The organism is Pseudomonas citri, assembly GCF_025336485.1.
In the GTDB taxonomy this organism is placed as follows: Bacteria; Pseudomonadota; Gammaproteobacteria; order Pseudomonadales; family Pseudomonadaceae; genus Aquipseudomonas; species Aquipseudomonas citri.
In genome coordinates, this window is sequence record NZ_JAODAB010000034.1 from 26,554 (window position 1) to 51,892 (window position 25,339).

The 25,339-nt window shown below is 59.8% G+C and carries 29 protein-coding genes and 1 pseudogene; 16 read left to right on the forward strand and 14 right to left on the reverse strand.

Going from position 1 to position 25,339, the window contains the following annotated elements:
* Positions 1 to 160 precede the first annotated feature (160 nt).
* From N4Q37_RS25340 to N4Q37_RS25350, 3 genes are all read left to right on the forward strand, one after another.
* On the forward strand, positions 161 to 376 hold the full coding sequence (locus N4Q37_RS25340; RefSeq protein ID WP_260962806.1) for a hypothetical protein: 216 nt from the start codon (positions 161 to 163) through the stop codon (positions 374 to 376).
* Between the two features lie 102 nt (positions 377 to 478).
* Positions 479 to 1,192, forward strand: a complete 714-nt coding sequence (locus N4Q37_RS25345; RefSeq protein WP_260962808.1) for an AzlC family ABC transporter permease — start codon at positions 479 to 481, stop codon at positions 1,190 to 1,192.
* Entirely contained in the window at positions 1,171 to 1,488 is a 318-nt protein-coding gene (locus N4Q37_RS25350) for an AzlD domain-containing protein (RefSeq protein WP_260962809.1), read from the forward strand. The genes N4Q37_RS25345 and N4Q37_RS25350 overlap by 22 nt, the downstream gene beginning before the upstream one ends.
* Here N4Q37_RS25350 and N4Q37_RS25355 read toward each other — a convergent pair.
* The gene (locus N4Q37_RS25355; RefSeq protein WP_260962811.1) at positions 1,405 to 2,331 is read right to left on the reverse strand and encodes a LysR family transcriptional regulator; all 927 of its coding nucleotides are present in this window, start codon (positions 2,329 to 2,331) and stop codon (positions 1,405 to 1,407) included. The two genes, N4Q37_RS25350 and N4Q37_RS25355, sit on opposite strands and share 84 nt — an antisense overlap.
* A gap of 267 nt (positions 2,332 to 2,598) precedes the next feature.
* Between N4Q37_RS25355 and N4Q37_RS25360 the strand changes: the two genes are divergently transcribed.
* Both N4Q37_RS25360 and N4Q37_RS25365 read left to right on the forward strand, forming a co-directional pair.
* A complete protein-coding gene (locus N4Q37_RS25360; RefSeq protein WP_260962813.1) occupies positions 2,599 to 3,009 on the forward strand; it encodes an MbcA/ParS/Xre antitoxin family protein in 411 nt (136 codons plus the stop codon).
* Positions 3,009 to 3,686 (forward strand): RES family NAD+ phosphorylase, encoded by a 678-nt coding sequence (locus N4Q37_RS25365; protein WP_260962814.1) that lies wholly within the window; start codon positions 3,009 to 3,011, stop codon positions 3,684 to 3,686. Before N4Q37_RS25360 ends, N4Q37_RS25365 begins: the two co-directional genes overlap by 1 nt.
* Before the next feature lie 40 nt (positions 3,687 to 3,726).
* Here the strand turns inward: N4Q37_RS25365 and N4Q37_RS25370 are convergent, their stop codons facing one another.
* Together N4Q37_RS25370 and N4Q37_RS25375 are read right to left on the reverse strand one after the other, a co-directional pair.
* On the reverse strand, positions 3,727 to 4,884 hold the full coding sequence (locus N4Q37_RS25370; protein ID WP_260962816.1) for an ATP-binding protein: 1,158 nt from the start codon (positions 4,882 to 4,884) through the stop codon (positions 3,727 to 3,729).
* A 187-nt stretch (positions 4,885 to 5,071) separates the two neighbouring features.
* The gene (locus N4Q37_RS25375; RefSeq protein WP_260962818.1) at positions 5,072 to 5,980 is read right to left on the reverse strand and encodes a LysR substrate-binding domain-containing protein; all 909 of its coding nucleotides are present in this window, start codon (positions 5,978 to 5,980) and stop codon (positions 5,072 to 5,074) included.
* A gap of 162 nt (positions 5,981 to 6,142) precedes the next feature.
* Between N4Q37_RS25375 and N4Q37_RS25380 the strand changes: the two genes are divergently transcribed.
* From N4Q37_RS25380 to N4Q37_RS25390, 3 genes are read left to right on the forward strand one after another with little or no spacing between them, the layout of a single operon-like run.
* Positions 6,143 to 6,466 carry a hypothetical protein gene (locus tag N4Q37_RS25380; RefSeq protein ID WP_260962820.1) on the forward strand — a complete coding sequence of 108 codons (324 nt, stop codon included), beginning with the start codon at positions 6,143 to 6,145 and terminating at the stop codon, positions 6,464 to 6,466.
* A gap of 45 nt (positions 6,467 to 6,511) precedes the next feature.
* Entirely contained in the window at positions 6,512 to 7,426 is a 915-nt protein-coding gene (locus tag N4Q37_RS25385) for a DMT family transporter (protein WP_260962821.1), read from the forward strand.
* Between the two features lie 46 nt (positions 7,427 to 7,472).
* Entirely contained in the window at positions 7,473 to 8,201 is a 729-nt protein-coding gene (locus N4Q37_RS25390; RefSeq protein WP_260962823.1) for a helix-turn-helix transcriptional regulator, read from the forward strand.
* On the opposite strand, the gene N4Q37_RS25395 is transcribed toward N4Q37_RS25390, so the two are convergent.
* From N4Q37_RS25395 to N4Q37_RS25440, 10 genes are all read right to left on the reverse strand, one after another.
* Entirely contained in the window at positions 8,188 to 8,832 is a 645-nt protein-coding gene (locus tag N4Q37_RS25395) for a 4'-phosphopantetheinyl transferase family protein (RefSeq protein WP_260962825.1), read from the reverse strand. The genes N4Q37_RS25390 and N4Q37_RS25395 overlap by 14 nt on opposite strands.
* Positions 8,833 to 8,915: 83 nt before the next feature.
* The gene (locus tag N4Q37_RS25400) at positions 8,916 to 9,323 is read right to left on the reverse strand and encodes a hypothetical protein (RefSeq protein WP_260962827.1); all 408 of its coding nucleotides are present in this window, start codon (positions 9,321 to 9,323) and stop codon (positions 8,916 to 8,918) included.
* A complete protein-coding gene (locus tag N4Q37_RS25405; protein WP_260962828.1) occupies positions 9,298 to 10,704 on the reverse strand; it encodes a hypothetical protein in 1,407 nt (468 codons plus the stop codon). Before N4Q37_RS25405 ends, N4Q37_RS25400 begins: the two co-directional genes overlap by 26 nt.
* A gap of 58 nt (positions 10,705 to 10,762) precedes the next feature.
* Positions 10,763 to 11,320: an RBBP9/YdeN family alpha/beta hydrolase gene (locus N4Q37_RS25410; RefSeq protein WP_260962831.1), complete on the reverse strand. Its 558-nt coding sequence runs from the start codon at positions 11,318 to 11,320 to the stop codon at positions 10,763 to 10,765.
* The gene (gene cmlS / locus N4Q37_RS25415) at positions 11,310 to 13,022 is read right to left on the reverse strand and encodes a chloramphenicol-biosynthetic FADH2-dependent halogenase CmlS (RefSeq protein WP_260962833.1); all 1,713 of its coding nucleotides are present in this window, start codon (positions 13,020 to 13,022) and stop codon (positions 11,310 to 11,312) included. The genes N4Q37_RS25410 and cmlS overlap by 11 nt, the downstream gene beginning before the upstream one ends.
* Positions 13,023 to 13,037: 15 nt before the next feature.
* The gene (locus N4Q37_RS25420) at positions 13,038 to 13,631 is read right to left on the reverse strand and encodes a hypothetical protein (RefSeq protein WP_260962834.1); all 594 of its coding nucleotides are present in this window, start codon (positions 13,629 to 13,631) and stop codon (positions 13,038 to 13,040) included.
* The gene (locus tag N4Q37_RS25425) at positions 13,631 to 14,992 is read right to left on the reverse strand and encodes a long-chain fatty acid--CoA ligase (RefSeq protein ID WP_260962835.1); all 1,362 of its coding nucleotides are present in this window, start codon (positions 14,990 to 14,992) and stop codon (positions 13,631 to 13,633) included. Before N4Q37_RS25425 ends, N4Q37_RS25420 begins: the two co-directional genes overlap by 1 nt.
* Entirely contained in the window at positions 14,989 to 15,684 is a 696-nt protein-coding gene (locus tag N4Q37_RS25430) for an SDR family NAD(P)-dependent oxidoreductase (protein ID WP_260962836.1), read from the reverse strand. The genes N4Q37_RS25425 and N4Q37_RS25430 overlap by 4 nt, the downstream gene beginning before the upstream one ends.
* Position 15,685: 1 nt before the next feature.
* Positions 15,686 to 16,573, reverse strand: coding sequence for a GNAT family N-acetyltransferase (locus tag N4Q37_RS25435; protein ID WP_260962838.1), 888 nt, complete (start codon positions 16,571 to 16,573; stop codon positions 15,686 to 15,688).
* A gap of 26 nt (positions 16,574 to 16,599) precedes the next feature.
* Positions 16,600 to 16,908, reverse strand: coding sequence for a hypothetical protein (locus N4Q37_RS25440; protein WP_260962841.1), 309 nt, complete (start codon positions 16,906 to 16,908; stop codon positions 16,600 to 16,602).
* A 192-nt stretch (positions 16,909 to 17,100) separates the two neighbouring features.
* Here N4Q37_RS25440 and N4Q37_RS25445 point away from each other — a divergent pair, with 192 nt between their 5' ends.
* The 5 genes from N4Q37_RS25445 to N4Q37_RS25465 all read left to right on the forward strand — a co-directional run bounded on the left by N4Q37_RS25445 (position 17,101) and on the right by N4Q37_RS25465 (position 23,031).
* Positions 17,101 to 18,363, forward strand: a complete 1,263-nt coding sequence (locus N4Q37_RS25445) for a cation:proton antiporter domain-containing protein (RefSeq protein WP_260962843.1) — start codon at positions 17,101 to 17,103, stop codon at positions 18,361 to 18,363.
* A 4-nt stretch (positions 18,364 to 18,367) separates the two neighbouring features.
* Entirely contained in the window at positions 18,368 to 20,758 is a 2,391-nt protein-coding gene (locus N4Q37_RS25450) for a penicillin acylase family protein (RefSeq protein ID WP_390897961.1), read from the forward strand.
* A gap of 220 nt (positions 20,759 to 20,978) precedes the next feature.
* The gene (locus N4Q37_RS25455) at positions 20,979 to 21,377 is read left to right on the forward strand and encodes a carboxymuconolactone decarboxylase family protein (RefSeq protein WP_260962847.1); all 399 of its coding nucleotides are present in this window, start codon (positions 20,979 to 20,981) and stop codon (positions 21,375 to 21,377) included.
* Positions 21,378 to 21,420: 43 nt separating this feature from the next.
* Positions 21,421 to 21,690, forward strand: coding sequence for a hypothetical protein (locus tag N4Q37_RS25460; RefSeq protein WP_260962850.1), 270 nt, complete (start codon positions 21,421 to 21,423; stop codon positions 21,688 to 21,690).
* Between the two features lie 396 nt (positions 21,691 to 22,086).
* Complete coding sequence (locus N4Q37_RS25465) at positions 22,087 to 23,031, forward strand: bifunctional helix-turn-helix transcriptional regulator/GNAT family N-acetyltransferase (protein ID WP_260962852.1); 945 nt, start codon at positions 22,087 to 22,089, stop codon at positions 23,029 to 23,031.
* 216 nt (positions 23,032 to 23,247) lie between these two features.
* Here N4Q37_RS25465 and N4Q37_RS25470 read toward each other — a convergent pair whose 3' ends face one another.
* Positions 23,248 to 23,526, reverse strand: coding sequence for a DUF3077 domain-containing protein (locus tag N4Q37_RS25470; RefSeq protein WP_260962854.1), 279 nt, complete (start codon positions 23,524 to 23,526; stop codon positions 23,248 to 23,250).
* A 470-nt stretch (positions 23,527 to 23,996) separates the two neighbouring features.
* Between N4Q37_RS25470 and N4Q37_RS25475 the strand changes: the two genes are divergently transcribed.
* From N4Q37_RS25475 to N4Q37_RS25485, 3 genes and pseudogenes are all read left to right on the forward strand, one after another.
* Complete coding sequence (locus tag N4Q37_RS25475) at positions 23,997 to 24,638, forward strand: BRCT domain-containing protein (RefSeq protein ID WP_260962856.1); 642 nt, start codon at positions 23,997 to 23,999, stop codon at positions 24,636 to 24,638.
* 5 nt (positions 24,639 to 24,643) lie between these two features.
* A pseudogene (locus N4Q37_RS25480) lies at positions 24,644 to 24,871 on the forward strand (transcriptional regulator); the annotation flags it as partial.
* The gene (locus tag N4Q37_RS25485) at positions 24,861 to 25,145 is read left to right on the forward strand and encodes a helix-turn-helix domain-containing protein (protein ID WP_260962860.1); all 285 of its coding nucleotides are present in this window, start codon (positions 24,861 to 24,863) and stop codon (positions 25,143 to 25,145) included. The pseudogene N4Q37_RS25480 and the gene N4Q37_RS25485, both read left to right, overlap by 11 nt.
* The last annotated feature ends 194 nt before the right edge of the window (positions 25,146 to 25,339 follow it).

Sequence of the window (25,339 nt, forward strand, 5' to 3'; positions counted from 1 at the left end):
CAGGGGAGTGGGCGAAGCGTTACGACGTGACGAATACGTCAATGTTCGGGGTGGGGACTTCAACCGCTACGATCATTTCGGTGACTGTGTCCCCGTGGCCAGCAGCTGGGGAAACATGGAATCCGACAGCGCTGATCGGTCAAGCGGAGGATAACGAACTGTGAGTCCTCACGTTCTCATCGGTGAAGAGCTGGAAACGCTCGAGCACGTTGAAACACCTGTTAGCTGGTCAGCGATGATCCAGAAGCAACTGTCCGAAATGATGTTCGACCAGCGCATCACCATCGAGGAGTTCAATCACTACCGTGACCGCCTCAACAGAATCGTTGCCAGGCGCAAAAGAGCTGTCATGAGCGCTGCACCGGTTAAACCTTGATCGACGAGCCGTGAGGGCCAAGCCAAGTCAGGCATGCGTTTTCGCCGCTATGGCTACTCGGCAAGCGTTTCTGCGGGGTGAAATCACCTTCGAGAGGGATCTATGAACAAGATATCCAGCCAGCCGCTGGCGGTCGAACCACCAGCCTCGCGTACCTTCGCTGAGGCCAGTCCGGTAGTCGCGGGGTATTTTACGGTTGCGTTTGTGTTCGGTCTGATGGCGGTCAACGCCAACTTGCCCCTGTGGCTGCCCGTGGCGATGTGCCTGTTCGTCTACGCGGGCGCTTCGCAGTTTGCGGCCTTGGCCTTGATCTCCAGTGGTGCGTCGTTGACCACCATCGTGCTCACCACGTTCTTGATCAATGCGCGGCACATGCTGATGTCGGTCTATATGGCCAAGGCCCTGTATGCGCTGGGGCTCAGTCGTTTCGAGCGCTGGTGTTATGCGGCAGGGCTTACGGATGAATCCTTCGCTTTCCACAGCGCCAAGCTTGGCAGCGGGGCCCCGATGAGTGTGCGTTACCTGCTCGGCTTCAATCTCTTCTGCCACACCTCCTGGGTGCTCGGCGGCTTGCTGGGGGCAGTATGCGCGAAGTACGCGGCGCACCTGATCAAGTACCCGCTCGACTACGCCTTGACCGCGATGATGCTCTATGTGCTGGTTTCGCTGTGTAACACCCGCAAAAAATTGATCGCGGCCCTGGCGGCTGTGGTCTGCATGAGCGGCTTGAGCCTGCTGGGCAGTTCGCCATTCAACGTCTTCATTGCTACGTTCGTGGGCTGCGGGGTGGGTGTATGCCTGACCAAACGTTCCTGATCCTGGTCGTGGCCCTGATGATGGCCGTGACCTTCCTGCCCCGTGCCCTGCCGTTGCAGGTCAATACCGAGCACTGGCCGCCTTTCGTCGCCCGTGCCTTGGAATACCTGCCGGTGGCGATCGTTGCCGCTATCAGTCTTCCCCCTTTGTTGATCAAGGATCAGCAGATACAACTTGACCGTCCGGAATCCTATGCCGCCATCGCGACGCTGCTATGTGCGTATTTCAGCCGTAACCTGTTTTTCAGCGTGGCGTTGGGCACGGTGGCGTATATCGTGCTCGGTTCGTTCCTGTAGCCGCAGGTCCACCACGTCGTGCAGCGGCTGGCCTGACAACAGGGGATTGTTCACCTCCAGGCGGACTTCGAGAAAGTCCTCGAAGTCCGGAAGGACCGCCAGGCCATTGCGCAACGCCGCTTCCCGGGACACCAGTCCGAGGCCATCGAGTTGAGCGATCAATGACAAGGTCAGCGTTTCACTGCAGGAATACACGACCCGCTGGCCCGAGCCGTATTCGCCCAGCCCGGCATCGAGCAGGCGACGGAAACTGTGGGAATACGGACAGTCTTGCGCCGGACGTACCTGAAACTTGTCGCTGAGCGAACAAAGGGAGTCATCCTCATCGCCACAGTGGGCACCCACCACCCGCACTTGTACATCCGGCAGGGTCATGCTGGGAAAATCACTCTGCTGCGGCCCGATCAGGACGGCCAGGTCGAAAGCTTCGTTCTTGAGCTTGCTCAGATTCTCCATCGACTCGGCGTAGCTGAACTCCAGCTGGTGTCGAGGGAAAACCGCGATCAGCCGGTCAACCATTCGTCGGTTGAACTCCGCTGGCAGGGTGGTATTGAGCGCGACTTTCAATGTGCATTGCCCTGGCGTCCTGAGCGCCGCGACCTTTTCCTCCAATTGGCGGGTGGCCACCAGCACCTGATCCATGAAAGGGGTCAATTCCAAGCCCTGGCTCGTCAAGGTCAGGCCCTTGTTCGAACGTCGGAACAAGCGGAAACCGAACTGTTCCTCGACTTTGTTCAACTGCGCTGCCAATGCCTGCACCGTGAGGCACGAATGCTCCGCCGCCGCCGACAAGGAGCCGGTCTGCATGATGCGCATGAGGTTGCGTAGGGTTCTGCTATCCATCAGTAATACCCTCTGCTTAAGTGGGCTCGTTATTGTTATGCACTTGGCCCGGGTCAGGCGGAACGTGCGGCTATCATCATGCACCTCGCCACGGTTGTCGCGTTTTTGTCGTGAAAAGCGGTCTGCCTCTTCCGATCAGAACTGTAACAAGGAGAAGGCAAAAGAGATTTATCTCGATTCGCTCATTCGTCTACGAATAAAAAATAAAAAATAATCCATTTCTGTACTATTCTCTAAGCATCACCCCGTGACAAAGGAGCCAATCCCATGGCGACTTCCTCCTTCACCCTCAACGCACAGCAGCAGTTGGACTCCCCGGATGCGGGTCGAGTCGCGTTGAAGTTTTTCTTCAATCTCATGGCGCTCTGGGGCTGCAGCGTCGAGCAGCAGCGCACCTTGTTGGGCAGGGTAGGCAACACAACCTTCTACAAATACAAACAATTGTCGGGAAACGTGCGGCTGCCGCGCGATACGCTGGAGCGCATTTCCTACCTCATGGGCATCCACAAGGCGCTGAGTATCATCTTCAGCAATAGCCGGGACCGGGCGTACCAGTGGGTCAGCAGCCCCAACGCCGCGGCACCGTTCAACGGTCAGTCGGCGTTGTCCTACATGCTGACCGGGCGGGTGGTGGACATTGCCGATGTGCGGCGATACCTCGACGGGGTGCGCGGTTGATGACTCCTCCCTTGGCGGATCCGCAATGGAAACGGGCGTATCGGATCGTCAACAGCAGCTTCCCGCCGATTTCGCTGTTTGAAGACGTACTTGATCCCGAAGACTTGCCCACCGCTTATGCGCTGGAAGCACTGACCAACGACCGACTGATGGAGCAAGCTGGCGTGTTGTCCCGGGTGCGTCCAGAGGACCGCGTTTCCGGACCCGGCTCTTCGCCCGTGATGGCGGCATTTACCCACATCGGCAAGAGCAGCCGCTTCAGCGATGGCACCTTCGGCGTCTATTACGCGGCCAGCAGCCAGGAAGCCGCCATTGCCGAAACCTGTTATCACCAGGCGCGTTTCCTCGGGGCCACCAACGAACCGGACCTGGAGTTGACCATGCGCACCTACGTCAACAAGGTCGTCAAACCGCTGCACGATGTTCGCGCTGACTATCCGCACCTGCACAATCCGGATCCTGGCGCCTACGGTCCGTCCCAGGTATTCGCCCGGCAACTGCGCGAAAACCTGTCCTGGGGGTTGCTCTACAACAGCGTCCGCCTGCCCGGTCACGAATGCGTGGCTGCGTTCCGTCCGCCGGCGGTGTCGATTCCAGTGCAGGGTAAGCACATTCGGTATGTCTGGAACGCCCAGAAGCGGGAGATTTCGTTTGTATTCGAGGTGAGTCAGGTGTGAGCCCGAGTATAAAAAACCTGGTTTATCAGGGCTTCTACACTCAGCTCGCCGCGATCAACGCTTGCTCTTCCAACCATATTTCCTGGACGAACGGGTCTGTGATCGCGTAGATCCCATGTCCGCGACGCATGATGATGTTCTCGGCCACCAAGGCAATCACCACGGGTTGAATTTCTTCGATACGAACATCGCGACCCACGGCTTTTGAATATTCCGCTGCGGCGTCAATGGAAAAAATGCCGCGGGCATCCCCTGCCGTCGAGGCGATTTTATTGAAGATGGCTTGGGCCAGGCTGCCCAACTGCTCAACCTTCTCAAGCTCAATGTTTGCTGCAGCGGAACGCAGGGTACTGGCGATGACGGGCAGGAACAGGTCCGGATCGCCTTCTTGCAGCAGGACTTGCCTCAGCGCCTTGAGCATCTCTTCCGGACGGTTGCCCAGTGTATTGAAAGCTTGCGTGGCGATTTCAAGCGATGGCAGTTTGTGTGGGCTGACAGTCATTGCCAGGCGGTTCAGCAGGTATTCGACATAATCTCCCTTCAAGACCGGATATGCCGCGGAAGTAGCGCCGGAAAATGCCTGGTTACGTTTGGCGGTGAGTTCGCTGACCTGTGCTCGGTGAGAGCCGGTGCCGATGAACAAAAAGTAGCCCGGGGTGTTGGGGCGAGGATTGATGGCATCACGAGCGGCTTTCAGCGAGAGCAACATCTGGTTGCCATCTTCAGAGGCAATGGCGTGTTGCACTTCGTCGATGATAAGCACCAGGTCGGTCTTGGCTTGATCGACAACTTCTGTGAACGCTTGGGCGAGCGTCGTGCCTCCGACATTGCCGATGCCTTCAAGTTTGAATCCGAACTTGAATCCAGCCGCACCGATATCGACACCGCCGATGTGCTTGAGTTTTTCAAGCAGGCCAGAGGCAGGTGTCTGTAACGCTTGTAGCGTTTTACGAATGGCGTCGTGCAGCAAAGTGGCCGGGTTGGCGAGGGTATCGCTCCAGAGGTCCACGTAAATGACCAGCGCACCTTCTTTTTCCAGGGCCGGAATCAGGTCACTTCGCAAGAAAGTCGTTTTGCCGGTTCTGCGCGAACCGGACAAAAACAGACCTGAACGCAAACCCTCCTCAAGCACTCCCGGATTGAGAAGCTGGTTGGCCATGCTTTCAGCCAGTTCCGGGCGCTGGAAAATGCTGCTCATGCAATTATCCTGTTTTATGGATTAGCCATAATTATTGCCGAGCCATAATTTAGCATAAGATTTCGTGGATCAAATCTTGAACTGCTGAACCGACGCCTGCTTCGTTCATCGCCTACTGCCCCTGAAGCGAGGATTGTCGGGCAAGTGTAGTCGAGCGCCAGTGAAGCCTTGGCAGGCACCGCACCTATTAGCCCTTCACCCCTTTGAACCGCTCGACCTCGCCCAGGTAACGCTTGACCTCTTCGAACAGCCACGCCGCAAACTGCCGGCGCCGGGCCTCGGGACGTTCCTGGCCGGGCAGTACCAGCCAGTACGGATAGGCGTAGGGTGCGGTGTAGCCAGTCAGCTGAACCAGCTCGTCGCGCATGATCGCGTCGTGCACCAGGCTGCGGCGAACCAGCGCGATGCCCTGGCCCAGCCGAACGGCTTCCAGCACCAGGTTGGAGTCGTTGCTGCACAAGCCTGAACGCGGCACATCAATATCCAGCCCGGCGGCCTGGCACCAGGGTTGCCAGGAGTCCATGGTGAAGATGATCGTGCTGGCGACAATTTCCGCCGGGGTCCTGGGAAGCTGCCCGCCGTTGAAGCCGGGGGCGGCGACGACCACCATCTCGTCATGGAACATCAGGCTTTTTTCCAGCCCCTCCCAATCGCCCCGGCCCATGCGCACGCCCACATCCACCGACTCCTGAAGCAGGTTCGACACCGCCAGGCTGGCCTGCAGGCGCACGGTGATGTGGGGATGACGTTGTTGAAAGCGTTCGATCCTGGGCAGCAGCCACGAGCGGCCGAAGGAAGGCATCACCGCCACGACCAATTCAGACGCCTGGGGACGTGCCTGGACCTGTCGGGTGGCATCGGCGATGGCATTTAGCGATTCGCGGATTTGCAGGGCATACAGCCGTCCGTCCTCGCTCACCCGAAGACCCCGGCCCTCGCGGATGAACAGGCTGACGCCGACGATGTCCTCCAGCACTTTGAGCTGCTGGCTGATGGCCGAATGGGTGACGTGCAACTCCTCGGCTGCGCGGGTCACGCTGCCCAGTCGTGCGACGGCTTCGAAACTGCGCAGGCAACTCAGCGGTGGAATGTTCAATAGGTAAGTCCTACTAACGGAAAACGCAAAAAATGACTGATTTTACAAAGATTGCCGGGGCCGTAATGTAAGTCAAGGTGTATTAACGTCCGGATCAATCTACCGGTGGGTATCAACATGGGCCATTTCCACAGTGTTTTTACGTCAGCCACGGACTCCGGCTTGCAACCAGCCGAACTCGACTGGGTGCAGATCTCCCTGGGCAGGCACCAACTGCTCTCGCTTCGGTTCGCCCAGGCCATCTACACCCGTTCCCTGAGCGGCACCCATTGGATCAGTTGGGACGGTCGGGATGTGTTGCTTGAACAAGGGCAGGTCATCAAGTTGACGGCCGGCGTGGCCCTGATCGATGGAGAAGGGGTAATGGAGGTCGCGGTGGTCGAAAACCCGGGGCAGGGCGACAGCCTGGCGGCGCTGCGCAAGTGGCTGGGGTGGGACTTCATGGCATCGCGTGCGTTGGCACTGCGTATCGATATCAACGGATAGTGGCCTGTGCGGCCCTGCGTCATGACGCCATGGAAGGACAGTGAAATGCCTTTGCTGATTCGTGCGGCAGAAGGCCGGCTGACACTCGGTGTCGTTGTCCTGGCCTCGACTTTTCTGATGGGCTCCAGTTTTGTCTCCGGCAAGATTTTGCTCAACGAGGGTTTTCCACCGTTCCTGCTGGTGGGTTGGCGTTTCTTCGTCGCCGCGATCGCGACGTTGCCCTTGTTATGGCTGCAAGGTGACTCGTTGTTCCAGGCGCTGTTCCCCCGTCACCTGAGCGCCAGGCAGGCCGGCATCGTCGCCCTGATAGGCCTGGCCCAGACCACCGCCGTGATGAGCTTGTTGTTCATGGCAATGCGCACGATACCGGCCTCCACCGCCGCCATCCTGTTGTTCACCAACCCGGTGTGGGTCGCGCTGGGAGCCCGGTTGTTTTTCGCCGAGCCGCTCACGCTTGGCCGCTGGCTGGGCCTGGTGGCGGGCGTGGTCGGGATCGTGCTGGCCATCGGCACGGATGTCTCGCTCTCTTCGGACCCACAGACGCTGCAAGGTTTTGCCTACGGGGTGGGCTCGGCGCTCTGCTGGGCGGCTGCAACGTTGATCAACAAGCGTAGCCACTTGCCCATGGGCGTCTGGGCCTTGAGTTTCTGGCAAATGTTCATTGGCTCCCTGGTGGTGCTGGTGTTGGCCGGCCTGGCTGGCGAGCGTTGGCCTGTGCACACCACCGCCAGCCAGTGGGGCTGGTTCCTGTGGCTGGCCATACCGGCGTCCACCGGCTCTTTCGGGTTGTGGTTCGTGGCGTTGAAGCAAGGCAACGCGAGCCGTGTCAGCGGCTATCTGTTCTTCGCGCCGCTGTTCGCTGTGTTGCTGTCGTTTGCCGTCTTGAACACGCAGTTGTCCTGGTTGCAAGGCATGGGCGGGTTGTTGATCGCGCTCTCCATTTGGAGGGTGAACAGGTAGGCCCCGTCGGGAGCGGGTGAACAGTTGAGTTCAGGAGGATTTAGGGATGGATCAGGACACCATTGAATCGTTCTCGGTTTTCAGCCGTATCGACACGGTCGATGAATGGCGCAGGTACATGAAACAACGGGTGCAGGAGCTGGGATTCAGCCGGTTCCTGTTCTGCTTGAAGACCAGCGCCAAGGCCGATTCGCGCAGTGCCTTGGTGATCGGCGATTTCCCCAAGGGTTGGCTGCAGGCCTACGAGCGAGCCGGCTACGCCCAGATCGATCCGGTGGCGCTGCATTGCATGCACAGTGTCTTGCCGCTGATATGGACAGAGCGCCTGTACACCAGCAGCAACCAGCGGGCGCTGCGCGAAGAGGCGGCCGGCCATGGCTTGGTCAATGGCGTGACCGTGGCGCTGCACGGCCCCCAAGGGCAATTCGGCACGTTCGACTTGAGCGTCGATGCCGTGAGCGAGCCGGTGGCCAAGGGCGTGATCCAGGCGCGCTGGGGCGAACTGGCGCTGCTCAAGGACGTCGCTTTGCAAAGCGCCATGAAATTTCTCGACGCACCGCCCAAGAGCGCCACCGGGATCAAGCTCACCAAACGCGAAAAAGAAGTGCTGCAATGGAGCGCGATCGGTAAGACCAGTTGGGAAATTTCCAACATCTGCAACTGTTCGGAAGCCAGCGTGGACTTTCATTTCAAGAACATCCGCCGCAAGTTCGGTGTGTCCACCCGCAGCGCGGCGGCGGTGCAGGCGTTGTCGATGCGGATCATTCAGATCTGACGCCCGATCGGCGTTCTATCGCCGGGATTTCCAGCCAGGTCAGCGGGTAGTCGACGTTGTCATCGGTTGCGTCAAAGGCGTGGTGATGAATCTGCAAGCCGTTCAGGCAGTGTTCGCTGAACAGCGTGCCGATGCCGTTGGCCAGACTGAAGCGGCGCTGGACCGGGCGTCTGTCCGCCGGCCAGTCGCACAGGCACTGGCGGTGGCCGCGAATGCCGGTGCCGAGGTATTTCAAGAAGGCTTCGCGGCGCGTCCACAGCCAGATAAACCCGTGCGGCTGGGTATGCCTCGGCAGCCCTTCGAGCCAACGCCGTTCGCAGTCACACAGGTAGCGACGCATCGCGCTCTGCCAGAACACCGGGGCCGGGCCGGTCTCGTAGTCGATGCCCACGCGGGTCGTCGCCAACGCCAGCACACCGATGTGCTCGCCGTAGCTGAGGCTGACGAACAGCCTGCCAGGTGCGGTGACCGCCAGTTGTCCCAGTGCATCGCGCTCGACGCTCAGTTGCCCATTGGCGCAGCCCAGGGCATCCGCCGCGTTGACGCGCAGCGCGATGCGGGCATTGATAAAGCGGATCTTGTGGCGACCCTCCAGGGTCTGGCTGTGGTTGCGTTCTGTTTCACTGAGCAACGCCCATCCGTGGGCGCCGGCCAGTCGAGCGAGCGTGAAAACCACCAGCCGAGGGGCTATTTCGTGGGCTATTCCAGAGGCTGTCACGGCAACGCCGGGCGCAGGTTGTGGCGTACCTGCAGGCTGGCAAAGAAACACGCGTAGGCGCCCGCCAGGATCAGCACCGGCAGCAGCGTGCTCAACGGATGCGGTGTGCCCACCATTGCGTGAATCCCGAACAGCACGCCGGCATATAGCGCAATCGCCAGCCCGGCCGCGAGGGCGGCGGCGTTGTAACGTTGACTGCTGCCCACCAGGCGGCTGATCAGTGCCGAAAAGGCAAAGGTCGCGGCAAAACTGAGCAGCCATTGCGCCAGGGCCGATTCAACCATCTGCAACATCGGCTGCTGGCGGGCGCAGTAGGCGACCCAGCCGCCGTACAGCGATGCCGAGATCAGCGAGCTGAACACTTTCACCCGCGCCGGATCAGCCAAGGATTTTCTTGAGCGCACGGGCCAGGCTCCTTTTCACATGCAAGTGGGCGGCGGGTACCTGGAACGTTGCCGCCACGTCCCGGACAGTCTGCGGGGTGATGCTGTGTTCGATGGTCGGGCCGAATACGTACAGCCAATGGGGCAGGCCGCGATCCAGGCTTGCGAGCAGTTGGCCGACATCGAAGTACATGATGTGCACCCGCTCTCCGCTGTAGGGATGTTGCTTGGTGATCGGCAGGCATTGCGCGCCCAGGCGGGTGTAGATGGGCACCAGCACCTCGATGGCATCCAGCACGATATAGCGGCAGCGCAGGAACAGCGTGATCCGGCCCAGCTCGCGTAACAGCGCCAGCATCACCCGGTGCCCTGAATATTCGGGTTTGATGGCCACCCGCGACATCTCGACGAACCCGCCGTCCCACAACCACGATGGCAGGGGCGTCGACACTTCGATTTCGCAGCGCTCGCGGTGCCCTTCATTGATGACCACCCGGCCTGCGCCCACGCACTTGCGCCCCAACCGGGCGCTGACCTGAATCGCGAACGGATCGAAGTCATCCCACAGGCTTTGCGCATCCGCCACTTCACCCAGGCGACCGTAATGGCGATTGGCGGCCAGGCGGCAGTCGAGCACCTGTTCCAGGTCGCGGGCGTTCTCGACGATGCTCACTGAAATCAGCCGATCGATCGCCGAACCCTTGCGCAGCCCGGCGGGCAGGCTATCGAAGGTGAAATCGTCGCGCTGACACAGCAACATCAAGGCCACGGCTTTGCTCGACGCGCTATCCAGCACGCGGAAATAACAGGTACGCCGGTCCTGCCATTCGTAGACCTCGAGCACCTGGACCTTGACCGCGCACGGGCCGCTCCAGCGGCAGTTGAATTGCAGCAGCAGATCCATGCCCGGCATCACGCCAGGGTCCTGCTGGACGATGCGCAGTTCACCGGCCAGCGGACTCAAGTGGCCGACTTGCACCATCAATCGACGGTTGAAAAACACCGGGCTGCGGGCGCTGGCCGGCAGTGCTCGCCCCGCCTGTCGTGGCTGCTGGGCCAGGCATTCGGGGCGCTGGCCCAACAAGTCGACGATCAGGCTGGCGGGTGTGTTGGGCAGCCATGAGGCCGACAGGCGAACCGGCACGGCCGGGCGGCGCAGGCCCTGGACGAAGGTCAGTGCGAGGCTGACCTTGCCCGATCCCTGCGGACAACTGCCCGGCTTGAGTTCCAACAGGCCATGGGTTTCGCCCAATACCTGAAGCGTGGCCGGCACGTCGAAGCCATCGATATGAACCCGGACTGCAATCCGGTGCGACTGACCGAACGCGACGCCCCGGATCTGGGGCGACAGCGATGAAGCGAACACGTTGTGTGTTTGCAAAAGTGCAGAGCTTGCAGACATATCATCGTCCTGATCGATAGGGTTGCGCAGGCGCCCTCAGGCACCTGCGCAAAGTGGATCAAGCAGTCAGCGACCGGGTAAAGTCTTGCAGCAGGTTGTAGCCCGGGTGCCAGTAGCCCAGCTCGGATTTGCCATTGATGTGCCCTTGCGCGCCGACGTTCACGCATTCGCAACCCAGTTGACGGGCGCTGAGTTCGGCGTATCCCAGCGTCCCATAAGGATCGTTCTCACTGGCAACGATCATCATGGGCAGGGCGGCAGGCAGCATATGGGCGGGGCGAAAACCGATGGCCTCGGCGGGAAAGTTCTCCCCCTTGGGATCGGGAACTGCCACGAGAAACGCGCCCAACACCTTGTCCGGAGCATGCTCGGCGGCCCACTCGAGCAACAGCAGGCAACCCAGGCTGTGGGCAACCACGACCATCGGCCGTGGATGCTCCAGCACCAGTTGCTGGAGGTCGGCCACCCACTCGTTGCGCGTCGGGTTGTCCCAGTCGCGATGCTCCAGCCACAGCGTGTTGGGGTGTTCGATCTCCCATTGCCGTTGCCAATGATTGGCCCCCGAGTTGCCAACGCCTGCCAGGAATAGCCAGTCGTGGGCGTGCTCAGACTTCATATTCCACTCCCACCCCGTCAAACCGCAGGCGATCCTGTACCCGCACGCGCTCGCCCGTCTTGTCGTAGCCGTCCAGCAAGCCGGACTCCATCAGGCGAATCACGAATTGCGAGGAGTTCACTTCGCCCACATCGTTCAGGCGCACCATCAGTTCCTTGTAGCCGAAGCCTTCCTGCTTGAGCGCTTGCATCAGTTGCACCAGTGCGTCGTTGACCGAGTATTTGCTCATGTCCTTGCCGGCGCCGTTGGAGAGGATCTGCTTGAGCTGCAACTTGAAGCTCTGGGGCTCGATCTTGAAGTAATCGGAGGTCTCGACGCGTTCGCCTTTCCATTCGAAGCGGGTAATGCGGTTCAGTTGTTTGGTCAGGTCGGAGATCCAGCGGACCCGCGCCGGGTTGAGCTCCGCGTCCATGAACTCGTCCGTCAGCGTCGGGCGCTGGTGGCGACCGATGGCGATCATGGTCGAGGCGCGATCCTTGAAATCGCCGATCTGTGGACGGTTCTGTTTCTCGCCGTTGACCAGTTGTTCGAACCATTCCTTGCGCTTGAGGCGCTCGTCGGCCGACTCGCTGATGCGTCGCTTGGTCCAGAACTCGGACTCCGGCTCAGTGAAGGACGCAAAGGTGTAAAACGACGCGAGGAACTCGTGGTACTGGTTGTAGGTTTCCTTGTAGCTGCGGTTGTACCAGGCGTGGACTTGCGCCTGCTGCTCGGGCTGGTTCATCAGGTAATCGATGCTGCTCGCCGCGCTCACGGCCGATTGCGAGGCCAGGTGCACGCCCTGGGAGAACAGCGGGTCGGTGAAGCAGGCCGAGTCGCCGCACAGGAAGAAGCGCTTGTTGGAGAAGTACTTGGTCTCGTAGGACCAGTCACGCACCAGCTTGACCTCCTCGCAGCGCTGCACGCCGTTGAGAATGCCCAGAGCGCGCTCGCTCTTGGCCAGTGTCGCGTCGTAGAAGGCTTCCAGTCCCTGGGCCTTGATGTCCGGCAGCTTGCTCTGGTCGACGATGGTGCCGACGCTGTAGATGCCATCCTTGAGCGGGATCATCCAGATCCAGCCATCTTCGAACGTGATGGAGAACGTGGTGCCGTTGAGGTCGTTCTTGAACGGGTCGGGGGTCTTGAAGTACGACCACAGCGCCACGCTCTTGTAGAACTCGTCGTACTCGCGCAAGTCCAGCTTGCGCACCAGCGGGCTGTTGCTGCCGGAGGCATCGATCAGGTAATCGGCCTTGAACTCACTGGTTTCGTTCTTGTGGCGCACCTGCACGCTGACGAAATCATCGTGCTCGACGTCGACATCGATCACCGCGGCTTCTTCGAACACCCTCACGCCGCGTTCGCGGCAGGTGTCGAGCAGCATCTGGTCGAACTCCGAACGCAGCACTTGGATGGCGTGGTCGAACACCCAGTCTTCGGTCTTGGGCGTGCTGAAGGAAAACGTCCACGGCGCTTCGGTCTTGCCCCACAGGAACGTGGCGGAAGGCTTGAGCACATAGCCGGCCTCGGCAATTTTATCGCTCAGACCCAAGCGGTGGAGGATCGACAACGTGCCCGGCAAAAAGGATTCGCCCACCCGGTAGCGAGGAAATTTTTCCTTCTCGAACACGGTCACCTGGTGCCCGAGCTTCTGCAGGGTCAGCGCCGCGATACTGCCCGCAGGACCACCACCCATGACGATGACGTTTGCTTTCTTGCTCATGCGCGAACTACTCCTTTAGACCAGTTGAATGATTTTTTGCCGCGCCGATGACGTGCAATGGGCGCCCTCGGGAATGGACTCGCTGAGGGTGACACCGGCCTGCACCGTGACGTCGTCCGCCACCACGCTGAGCGGGCTCACCACCACGCTCAGGCCGAAGAAAATCCGACTGCCGAGCGTGACGCTGTTGCCGCCGTTGAACATCGGCGAGAGGAAATTGTTGTCGCCAAGCGTCGTGTGATGCCCCACGCAACAGTGGTAATTGATCATGTTCCACGAGCCCAACCGCACGTTGACGCCCAGGTACGCGTCGGCCGCGATGACGTTCCCCCGGCTGCCTTCCAGGTTCAGGTGATGGCGCACGCTGGGGTGGATGAAGTTGGGAGCCGAGAGCCGGCCATCGCTGAAGTAAACATCGATCAGTTGCTGGCGCTGGGCGATGTCCGAGGTTCCCAGGACATACCGATGGCGGGCGTCCAGGTTCAGCGAGGGCTCGCCGGCGGGCGGAATGACAAGGTGGCGCACGCAGGTGCCGGGCTCGATGTCCCGCAGGTAGCTGGCCAGCTCCAGGGCAAAGCGTTCGTTGCCGAGAATGACGATATCGCTCATCAGATCACCACCCGGCTTTTCTTGAAGCGGTTGGAAAACGCGATCTCGTCCACTTTGTTGATCTTGACCGGCAATTTGTACGTTTCCAGACGATCGCTCAGGTGCTCGAGCACGTAGCGCTTGAGTTCTTTCTTGCAGGTGATCGTCGTGGCCTTCACGTCCATGTGCACGGCCTGGCCGGTGATCGCGTTGGGCATCCCGTAGACCAGGCAATCCTCGATCAACGGGTTGGTGAGCAGAATGTTCTCGACCTCCATGGGCAGCACTTTCAAGCCGCCGACGTTGATCAGCTCCTTTTGCCGGCCCTGGATGCGCAGGTAACCGGCTTCGTTCTGCTCCACCAGGTCGCCGGTACGGAACCAGCCGTCGGCGGTCACGTTGTCGGTGTCCTGGTTCAGGTAGCCCATGAACTGGCTTTGCGTCTTGAGCTGCAACTCGCCGTCGACGATCCGGTACTCGGTGTTCTTGTCCGCCAGCTTGAAAAACGTACTGGCCGAGGACTGGCTGACCGTGGCGCTGATCCCGGTTTCGCTGGTGCCGAAGGTCTGCAACATCTTGGCCTTGGGGAACACTTGCTGGATGCGGTTGAGCAGGCTCTGTTGCATGGTTTCGGTGCCATAGGTGATCAGTCGCACCGACGACAAGTCGTGCTGTTCCTGATGACGGCCCATTAGGATCAGGTTGAGAAACGTCGGGCTGACCGGCAGCACCTTGATGCGATGACGCTCGATCAACTGGCAGATCGCCTGGGGCGTACGCTCGCTGGGCAGTACCGCGCAGCCGCCCACCAGCAAGGTATTGAGCAGCGAGTTCAGGCCACCGATGTGGTCGAACAGCAGGAACATCAGGATCGTCGTCGGCTTCTTCTGGCCCTTGTCCAGCTTGGGTTCGATCAACTCGTCAAAGTCATGCAGGATGGCTTTCGGCGCCCCGGTGCTCCCGCTGCTGAGCAGCACCAGCCCGGCGTGTTGCTGCTCGCGCAGGCGTTGATAGTGGGGCGGTGTCGCGCCCTCGGGTTTGGGCAGGGAATGAAAGCGCAGGCCCTGCTCGCTGACTTCGATCCGGCAGCGGCATTGGGCGGCGTCCTGCAAGGTCGCGACGGCACGCTCGTTCAAGTCCACCAGCGGTGCGACGATGTTGCGGTTCAAGTACAACGCCAACAAGGTGGCGATCGCGCGCACGCTGTAGTCGCCATGGAGAATCACCGCGTCGCCGGGCTTCACGCCCTGGGTCAGCAGCGCCAGCCGGGCTTGCTGGATCTGCTCGCACAGATGGCTGTAGCTGTGGCTTTGGTCGCCGTGCAGCAACGCGATCCGCTCTGCCGGTTCCGCCAGGGCGTCGAGCAAGTGCGAACGACTCATTGCACACCTCCCAGGCTCAGGGTTTCGCCGGTCACAAAGGCAGACTGCTCGCCGAGCAGGAATTCGAGGGGCCCGATCACATCGTTGAACACGCACTGTCGGGTAATGGCCTGGCGCTCGATCATTTTCTGTTTGATCTCCTGAGGCAGCGTACGGGTCATGGAGCTGCGGTACAGCGGCAGCGCCAGGGTGTTGATACGAACATCGAAAGCGATCAGCTCTTTGCTCAGCGTGCGTGTCAGCTGTTCCACCGCGGCCTTGCTGGCGGCGTAGATCGATTGGCCGGCAATGGCCCAGCGGGTGGCCACGGTCGAGAGATTGACGATGGCGCCCGGTCCGTCGTTTTTTTGCATCAGCTTGACGGCTTCGCGGGTGACGTTGATCAGCCCGAACACGTTGCTGGCAAACAGACCCTGGACGGTTTCCTCCGGGCTCAGCAGGAACGGCGCCATGCTGGCTTCTCCGGCATTGTTGACCAGGGCGTCGAGCCGCCCGTGGGTCAGGCGGATCTGCTTGATCATCTGCCGAACCGCGCGGGCGTCGTTCAGGTCCAGGCAAAAATGCTCATAGCGTTCATGCTCGATACTGCTTTCGCCGCGACTGCAACCCACGACATGATCGCCGCGATTCAAAAAGTGCAAGGCCACATCCTTGCCCACGCCTTTGCGTGTACCGGTCAGCAATATAATCATTTCAATGCAACTTATAACCAATGAGCAGGGGAAGGCTATAAACCGGTTTTACTTTTTCTGGCGTCAATTGTTCGGACTTGGTCTTGATCAACGAAGGCACCGGTCGCTTGATTCGTCGCGACAGGGAAATAGTTGCGCCGTCGAACTCGGCCGCATTGGCCACCAGGCATTGCACGCCCAGCATCAAACATAACTTCAAGCGCCAGGTGTCGATACTTTCGATAAACAACTGCGGGTCGCTGATATAAAGAATGCGGGCAAACGGTTCGAACCAGCGGCGACTCATTTTCTTGACGATCAAATAACAACTGCGCTGGGTTTTTTCATCCACCACAATTAAGTGCCGGCATTCCAGCGTGGCATGGTCATGAAAAATAACTTTATCGCGTTCGTTCAACCAACCCTGTACGGCGCAGGCATCGGTTTCCAATCGATAACGCCAACGCATCGCCAAGGGATTGCCCACTGGATAAATCAGTAACAGGTCGGTTTCCAGATCCGTGAAACCAAACTTCTTGCTGATTTCATACACGTCCGGCGTCGGCGTGTAGTTGAGCAAGGTCACCTTGCGCATGGACAGCGCGGGCAGCAGGAGCTTGAGGCTTTCCTTGCGATAGGCCTCCTTGACGTACCAGCTGTGCAGCTCGCAGAAGCGCTCGTCAGGGCCATTGATCGGTTGGCGGGTGAACAACAAGCCGAGAAAACCCACCACTTCGTCACCGTCCTGCATGACGTAGCCAAAGTAGTCTTCACCTCCGGTCCACGGATCCTGGAACATGCGCTTGCGGATGTTCACGCCGATCCATCGGGAGTTCAGCGTTGACTCACGCAACAACTTGCAGACCGGATACATGTCGTTGCTCAAGGCCTTTCGCACGATCACGTTCACTTCAGACTCCTTGAGCGAGAGTGACCTCAGGCAGACGCCATCAGCGGTTCTTGGGTTTCGGCGAGAATAAAATCAATCAGGCATTGAACACTGCTGAAAGGGCTGATGGTCTGCGAGACGGCTTTTTCCGAGGTCAGGGTAATTTCGATACCCAGTTCATCGTCCAAGCCTTCTTCAACCGCCGCTAAAAAGCTGACCAGTTGCATGGAATCAAAGACCCCGGTTGTTCCATACAGCGCCAGGCGGTCAATGTTAGTTAGATCGATCTTCTCTTTACGGGTGGCATTAACTTCGGTCAGTGCACCTTGGATAATCGCGAATATTTGATCTCTCATTATCGGCCTCGTGAGGGTTAAGGCGTTCAACGTATTGCCACCAAAGGATGCAAAATGGCAGGGCAGGCGAAATCTAGCAGCTTCCGGAGGTTAAAAAACCTACCTGTTTCGATAGGTTTTTGAACGATCGGCTCTCCGTTAGGATCGAGCGCTATTTGTAATTGGCGACGCACAAATAAGGGTGGGCCCCCCATGCTATTCATGCAGATCGTATTCATATTGCTGGCGGCCAAGGTCGTTGGCGGGCTATTGAAGAAAACCGGTCAACCGGAAGTTGTCGGAGAAATGATGGCGGGCTTCATTTTGGGGCCAATAGTGTTGGGTTACTTCTTCCCGCAGTTCCATCATGCACTCTTTAAGGGCGACGCGGCGATTCAACTTAAAACCCTCAGCGAACTGGGCATTCTTCTTTTTATGTTCGTCGTCGGTGCCGAATTCCGTTTTCCGGAACGGACGGGGCCGGGCCTGAACGGCAAAGTGCTGCTGATCGGCGGCTGCAGCATCATCGTTCCTTTCGTGCTGGGCGCCGCCATTGCGCCGCTGCTCTACGACGCCTTCGCGCCTCCCGGCATCCCACGCCTGAGCTTCGTGTTGTTCATCGGCACGGTGTTCTCGGTCACCGCTTTCCCTGTGCTGGCGCGCATTCTCAAGGAGCGCCAGATGCTCCGCAGCGAGGCGGGCGCCCTGGCGTTGATGTCGGCCGCCCTGAGCGACGTCGGCGCCTGGGTCTTGCTGGCCATCGCCGTCATGAGCCTGAAAATCGACAGTCACTGGCAAGGCCTGGCCTGGCGACTGGCAGGCCTCTTGTTGCTGTGCGCGGTGTCATTTTGGTGCGTGCGCCCGTTGATCAAGGCCTGGATCGACCGTATCGGTGAGGCAGGCGACCCCCGGCTGTTGGTGATGCTGCTCAGTGGTGCACTGATCTACGGCAGCCTCACGGAATGGCTACAGGTTCACGCGGTGTTTGGCGCCTTCCTGTTTGGCGCCTGCCTGCCGCGGGACCAGCGCCTGCTGAACATGATCGTCGAGCGCGTGGAGTACGTTGCGGTGATCGTGCTGATGCCGATTTTCTTCGCCCTGGCGGGTCTCAACACGTCGTCGGCGGCGTTCTCCGGAGTGGGCGCGACCCTGCTGGCGCTGGTCCTGGCGGTGGCCGTCGCGGGCAAACTGCTGGGCGGCGTGCTGGGTGCGCGCATGGCCGGCTATTCGCCGTCGGTGGCGGCGACGGTTGGCGTGCTGATGAATGCCCGTGGATTGATGGAACTGGTGGTGCTGAAGATCGGCCTGGACCTGGGCATCATCGGCCCGGAGCTGTTCACGCTCTTCGTCATCATGACCGTGGTGACCACCATGATGACCGGGCCGCTGTTGCATGGCCTGAATCGGTTCCAGGCCAGCCGGCGCCCAGTCGGCGCGCGACGACTGCCGCCCCAACAACGTGAACAAGGTCTTTGACATGATCAAGCGCATCGCCCAGGGCCTTTTGGTTCTGTTATTGGTCGCTGTGGCCGGCGGCACTTGGTACGTCTACAGCAAACAACCCCAGCGCCAAGGCGTGCAGCCGCTCGCCGGGCTGCAAGCGCCGGTCACCCTGCGCTATGACGAACGCGGCATTCCCCACATCAATGCCAGCAACCAGGACGACCTGTATCGTGCACTGGGGTACGCCCAGGCCCAGGAGCGCCTGTTCCAGATGGAAATGCTGCGGCGCCTGGCCCGGGGCGAACTGGCCCAGGTGCTGGGCAGCAAACTGGTGCCCACCGACAAACTGTTTCGCACCCTGCGCATTCGCGACCAGGCCGACCGGCAGGCGGCCCAAGCCGATCACAACAGCCCGGCCTGGCAGGCCTTGCAGGCTTATCTCGAGGGGATCAACGAATACCAACGGCAAAATCCAAGCCCCATGGAATTCGACCTGCTGGGCATTCCCAAGCGCTCATTCACGCCGGAGGACGTCTACAGCATCGTCGGCTACATGGCCTACAGCTTTGCCGCCGCCTTTCGTACCGAGCCGCTGCTGACTTACGTGCGTGACGATCTCGGCGCGCCTTACCTGGAAATATTCGATCGCCAGTGGCGTCCCGACGGCACCCTGCAAGCCCAGGCCTTCAGCGCTGCGGACTGGAAGAGCCTGGACAGCCTGGCCCAGTTGAGCCAGCAAGCGGTCAGCGCCGCTGGCTTGCCGCAACTGGAAGGCAGCAACGCCTGGGCGATCTCCGGCACCCGCACGGCCGGCGGCAAACCCTTGCTGGCCGGCGACCCGCACATCCGCTTTTCGGTGCCCTCGGTGTGGTACGAAGCGCACCTGTCGGCCCCCGGTTTCGAACTCTATGGCGATTACCAGAGCCTGGTGCCTTTCGCATTGCTGGGCCACAACAGCCAGTTCGCCTGGACGCTGACGATGTTCCAGAACGACGACATCGACCTGATCGCCGAGAAGACCCACCCCGATGATCCGGAACAAATCTGGTATCAAGGCCGGTGGGTGCATTTGGAAGAGGAACAGGCGCGTATCGACGTCAAGGACGCACCGCCGGTGTACCTGCGCCTGCGCCGCTCACCCCATGGCCCGATCATCAACGATGCATTGGGTGACAACGCTGGCAGCCGGCCCATTGCCCTGTGGTGGGCCTACCTCAATACCGATAACCCGATCGTCGAAGCGTTCTATGGCCTCAACCGAGCCGACACTTTGGACAAGGCCCGCGCCGCGGCAGCGAAAATCCAGGCGCCGGGCCTTAACGTCGTCTATGCCAACGCCAGCGGCGACATCGCCTGGTGGGCCTGCGCCGCGTTGCCGATACGGCCACCGAAAGCCGACCCCGGTTTCATCCTTGACGGCAGCGGCGACGAGGCGCAGAAGTCGGGCTATTACCCGGTCAGCGATAACCCCCACGAAGAAAACCCGGCCCGTGGCTACATCGTCTCGGCCAACACCCAGCCACCCTCGGCCAACGGTGTGCCGATACCTGGCTATTACAACCTGCCGGACCGCGGCCAGCGCCTGAACCAACTGCTGGGCGAGGGCGAGAAGTGGGACGTTGAAAAGAGTCGGCAAGTGCAGCTCGACACCCGCACGCTCTATGCCCAGCGCGTGCTGCAACCCTTGCTGCCGACGCTGCGCGGGCACGTCACCGACCCCCAGCAACGGCGATGGCTGGACGCGCTGGGCCAATGGCAGGGCGACTACCCGCTGGACTCTGTCAGCGCCACGGTGTTCAACCAGTTCCTCTATCAACTGGCCTACCAGGTTCTGCACGATGAACTCGGTGACGGGCGTTTCGAAAACCTGCTCAGTACCCGCGTCCTCGACGCCGCGTTGCCTCGACTCGCCGAGAACCCGCAATCACCGTGGTGGGACGACCGCACCACCGCAGCCCGCGAAACCCGAGACGACATCGTCGCCCGCGCCTGGTCCGCCAGCATCGCCCATCTGCAAGCCACACTGGGCAACGACCCCAGCCAATGGCAGTGGGGCAAGGCCCATCGCCTGACGCAGATGCACCCGCTGGGGACGCAAAAGTGGCTGGGTATGCTGTTCAACGTCGGGCCGATGGACGTTCCCGGCAACCATGAAGTGCCGGACAACTTCTCCTCCCCCTTGGGCCCGGCGCCCTGGACCGTCACCTACGGCCCTTCGGTGCGCCGCCTGATCGACCTCAACGCCCCCGAACAAGCGCTGGGCATGCTCCCCGTCGGGCAAAGCGGCGTGCTGCTCGACCGGCACTACAAGGACCAGGCACTGCCCTTCACCCAAGGGCAATACCAACCGATGCACCTTGCCGAAAGTGACATCGCCCGCCACACCCGCAGCACCCTGGAGCTGGTGCCGGCGGTGCGAAGTCGTTGATGGTGGGGCAGGCAAAAGGCCGGAACGCAGCGAATGCGTTCCGGCCTTTTGCCGCTTGATAACGCCAGGGACTTAACGGGGCACCGTTGTGCCAAAGAAATCTAATCTCCTCCTCGCCGTTTGGCTGAAGTCGCCCTGCTGCCGGCCCGGATCGGGGGGCGCGCAACTAAACTTGTCGTATCCCCGCAGCACTGTGTTTGCGGGGATTGGGAGGTGTCGCATGGCAATTCATGATACCTATCGGGAAATCGAACAGACCCTCGGCCTGGTGCCTGAATGGATCAAGCAAATGCCCGAAGGCGGGGCGAATGGATTCTGGGGCGCAGCCCGGGATTTCTGGTTGGCGGAAACCAGGATCCCTAACAAATACAAGGAATTGATCGGTCTGGCGGTCTCCGGGGCGACCCGTTGCAAATATTGCGCTTTGTTCCACACCGAAGCCGCGCGCTTGTTTGGCGCGAGCGACGAGGAGATTGCCGAAGCCAGCTACATGGGCGCGCTGACCATGATGGGCAGCACCTTCATCAACGCCCAGCAGATCGACTATGAGCAGTTCCGCAAGGAAACGATGAGCATCGTCCGATATGTCAAAGATCACTCGCAACCCAAAGCCGCTTGAACCGTTGCGGGAACCGGCCCTTCGCCAACTGACGAAGGATAAGTTGATTGCAATCACCAGCGATGGTCCTCGGACCACCGCTCGGTGGCAAGCGGCTGTGCTGCGGGCCGTCAGCGAACTCATGCGACACAGCGATACCGCCCGCGAAGAAGCCCAAGACCTGCGCATCCCCTTCGCCAAGGCGCTCCACGACCTCTATGCCGGGCAAAAGTCCGATGCCGAACTGACCGAAATGGTCTTGCTGATGCTGGAAGTGGAGACCGTTTCGTTAGCGCCTACGCCTTCGCCACGACCGCATCGTCGGGGGCAATGACGATGGTGGTTGGGTATGGATCTGCGTCTCTATCGAGGTCCAAAAAAACGCATGGCCCGATCATCGTTGACGACATGCAGGCCCCGTTGCTTTAGCAGTTCCAATTGCTGTTCTACGCTGAGGGCCGGCTTATCGAAGGGGCTCATGTAGTTTTCTCCAGGCAAAAAAAAACGCACGATTTGAGCTTGCTGACTGGGTCAACCTAGGCTTGGCGGGTGTGTTGAGGGGCATTATAGGTAGGTGTCCGAGGCCGTCAACGCCGCCGTGTTGTGAATTTGAAACGAGCAGATGTGCGAACTGGGTTCGATCCGTTGATGCCAATAAGGTGGAGATACGGTTGTGCGATACAACTAAATATGGTTGTATCGCACAACCATATCCGCCAGGGCTTCCGCGATGATCGACCCGTCAACTGTGGAACAAATCCGCTCAGCTTCGCGCACCATGGTCCGTGAGCTGGGCTTCATGCGTACAACGCTGGCGGGCACCGGGTACTCACCCTCTGCGGTTCACACCCTGCTTGAATTAGGCGAACGCGGCGCGCTGACGGCGGCTCAACTGGTGCAAGCACTCGGGCTTGAGAAGTCCAGCGTCAGTCGCATGGTTGCCAAGCTGATTCAGTCGGGTGAGCTAGAGGAGCGTGGCGGGGAAGACGATGGCCGCACAAAACAACTCAGCCTGACTGAACAAGGGAAGCGCACCCTCGAAGCAATTCATGCTTACGGGCAGATGCAAGTGACATCAGCACTGGCCCCGTTAACCCAGCAGGAGCAGCAGGCAATCGCACAGGGGCTCGACGCCTACGCCCAGGCGTTGAAGACACACCGCCAACAGACCGTTGAAACGGCGGCAGCCAGGCTTCAGATCGCCTCGGGATATCGCCCAGGCCTGATCGGACGTGTGGCAGAAATGCATGCAAGCTTCTACTCACAGCATTCGGGGTTCGGGCAGTTTTTCGAGAGCCAGGTTGCAACAGGCGTAGCGGAATTTGCTGGGCGTTTGGGCCATTCGCGAAATGGCATCTGGTTCGCTGAAAGCGCCGGTCGGATCGTAGGATCGGTCGCCATTGACGGCGAGGATCTTGGAAACAACCAAGCCCACCTACGCTGGTTCATCCTGGATGAAGGTTACCGTGGCGGCGGCGTAGGCCGTCGTCTGCTCACGGAGGCAGTGGCTTTCTGCGACCAGCAAAATTTCGCTGCTATTCAGCTTTGGACATTTAAAGGGCTGGACGCTGCCCGGTGTCTTTATGAGTCTTTGGATTTCGAGCTGACTCATGAAGAACAAGGCCGTCAGTGGGGGGCGGCGGTCATAGAGCAGCAGTTCACGCGTAAGGGGTGAACGGCGTTTCATGCTGCGAGCTCGTAGGGGCAGACCACATTTTTTCGCTGAACATCGACGGCGATACCCGGCTGGTCTGATTGGCCCTTCATCAACTCCGTGGCGAGGGAGCTTGCTCCCGCTGGGCTGCAAAGCAGCCCTTCTTTGACCCATCCCCTATCGCAAAAAATAAACGCAATGCCGCTCAATCCAATGAGCAGCATTGCGTCAACGCGCCTAAGCCGAATGACTCCCCGGTGCTTCCAACACCTTCACCACGTCATCGATGACGGCTTTGCTCATATCCTGCAAATAACACGACGCCCATGCATACCGATCCGTACTGCGAATCATCGCCGCATCCTCGGCCAGGAGCTTGGCGACGTGGAGCAGGTCGGAGGCGTGGGAGAGGGCTTCGCTGATGGGAATGCCGCTGTTGATGCGGAACAGGGGGCGGTCGGAATGGTAGGAGAAGGGGGTTAGGCCTGGGGTTTTGAGGTCTTGCGGATTTGGCATTGTCTGGCTCCTTGACTGTGAGAGCCGCTACCGTCCTTTCCTACGGGATTGGGTGGCGGCCATGCGCGGGGTAGGAAAACCGGGAATCAAGGCACCCGGCACACCCGAAGGTGTCCCGCGCACAGCCGCCATAACGCATATCGCAGACACAAAAAATGCGCCTGCAATAATAAGCGGGGCGCATTTGCTGCGCCTTGATTACTTCGGGTTTCCTACGCCCGGTCGCTGAATTTTCAGCGACTGCCAGAGAGTAGCGGGCGGTTGGGTAGGGTGCAATCGTGGCGTGATGGTGGCGGGGAAGGCTCTAACTGATCTGTAGTCCGAGCGGCGCCGGGGCACGAAGATAATCTGCGGAAAAAGAAGACTTAAATCAATGTGTCAGCGTGTAACGCTGCTAGGTTGAACAAAGGATTATCCGCGCCGCTGATACCTCATCGTCGAGCCAATACATACCCGAAGGAGCCTCTGTAATGGACCTACACAACGAGTTCGAAAACAGCAAATTCTTCCACAGCGCCCGCATCGACCGCCGCGCCGCTGATGCCTTGGTGGGGCTGGCCGCAGGCATTACGGCGGACGGAATCGTGAACACCACCGAAGCCGTTTTTCTAAAGCAATGGCTGGAAAACAATCTCGCGCATCTGAATGATCCGGTGATCAATCTGCTGTATTCGCGCTTAGCCTGCATGCTTCAGGACAATGCCCTGGACCCGGACGAGTCTCTTGAACTGCTTAACATTCTGCGTGGCTTTTCTGGAATAGGTCTTGAGAAATCTCAGGTCGGCGAAACCGCAGCAGTTGCTCCTACGGACCTTCCGTTCAATTCACCTGCTCCTGATCTGGTGTGGGATGGCCGGATGTTCGTCTTTACGGGAATCATGGCTTTTGGGCCGCGTAAAGACTGCCAGGCATTGGTCGAGGAGCGGGGTGGCTTGATTGCAGGCGCTGTGAGTAAAAAGGTGCACTACCTGGTGGTCGGCAGCGTGGGTAATGAGCAGTGGCGCCATAGTACCTACGGAACAAAGATCATGAAGGCTGTGGAGCTGCGGGAGGCAGGTGCTTCGATTGCCATTGTGGGTGAGGATCACTGGCAAAAGATGCTATTTGGTTGATTGTTCCCGCAAACCCGCTGGCCGGTGACGTCATTCCGGGTAGTGGGGGCCTGCGCAAGGTTCGCTGGTCTCGTAGCGGCATGGGCAAGCGAGGTGGTACACGTGTCATTTATTACAACACGCTTTGCGAAGGCTCCATTTGGTTGCTGATTGCCTACACCAAGGCCAAATTCGACAACCTGCCCGCAGCCTTCCTTAAGCAACTGAAGGAGGAAATCAGCGATGGTCAATGAACTGGAGCAATTCCAGCAGGACTTGCTGGACTCTGTCCGCCAAATGAAGGCGGGAAAAGCAGCCCGTGTGACAGAGGTGCCACTCTCGGCGGCCGCTGAAGCGCGAGCCAAGGTGGGCGTTTCGCAGAGTGCGTTCGCCAAGTTGATCGGTGTGAGTCTGCGGACGTTGCAGGATTGGGAGCAGGGTCGCAGAGAGCCGACAGGTGCGGCACAAACTCTGTTGCGTGTTGCTAGCCAGCATCCAGAAGTTTTGCGGGATTTGCACCCAGCCTAGGGTCAATCGTCTATGAGCCGTTCCGATCAGAGGCTGGCGACGCGTTTGCCGATGATCGGAAGTGTGGACGAAATGTGGACACCCCAGAAACAACAAAGCCCCCGCATTTCTGCGAGGGCGGCGTTTTTCAAGGTAGTTGTCGCGTCAGCCATCAAACTATGCAGCTTGTTCGAGGTGCTGTTGCTCTTGATCAG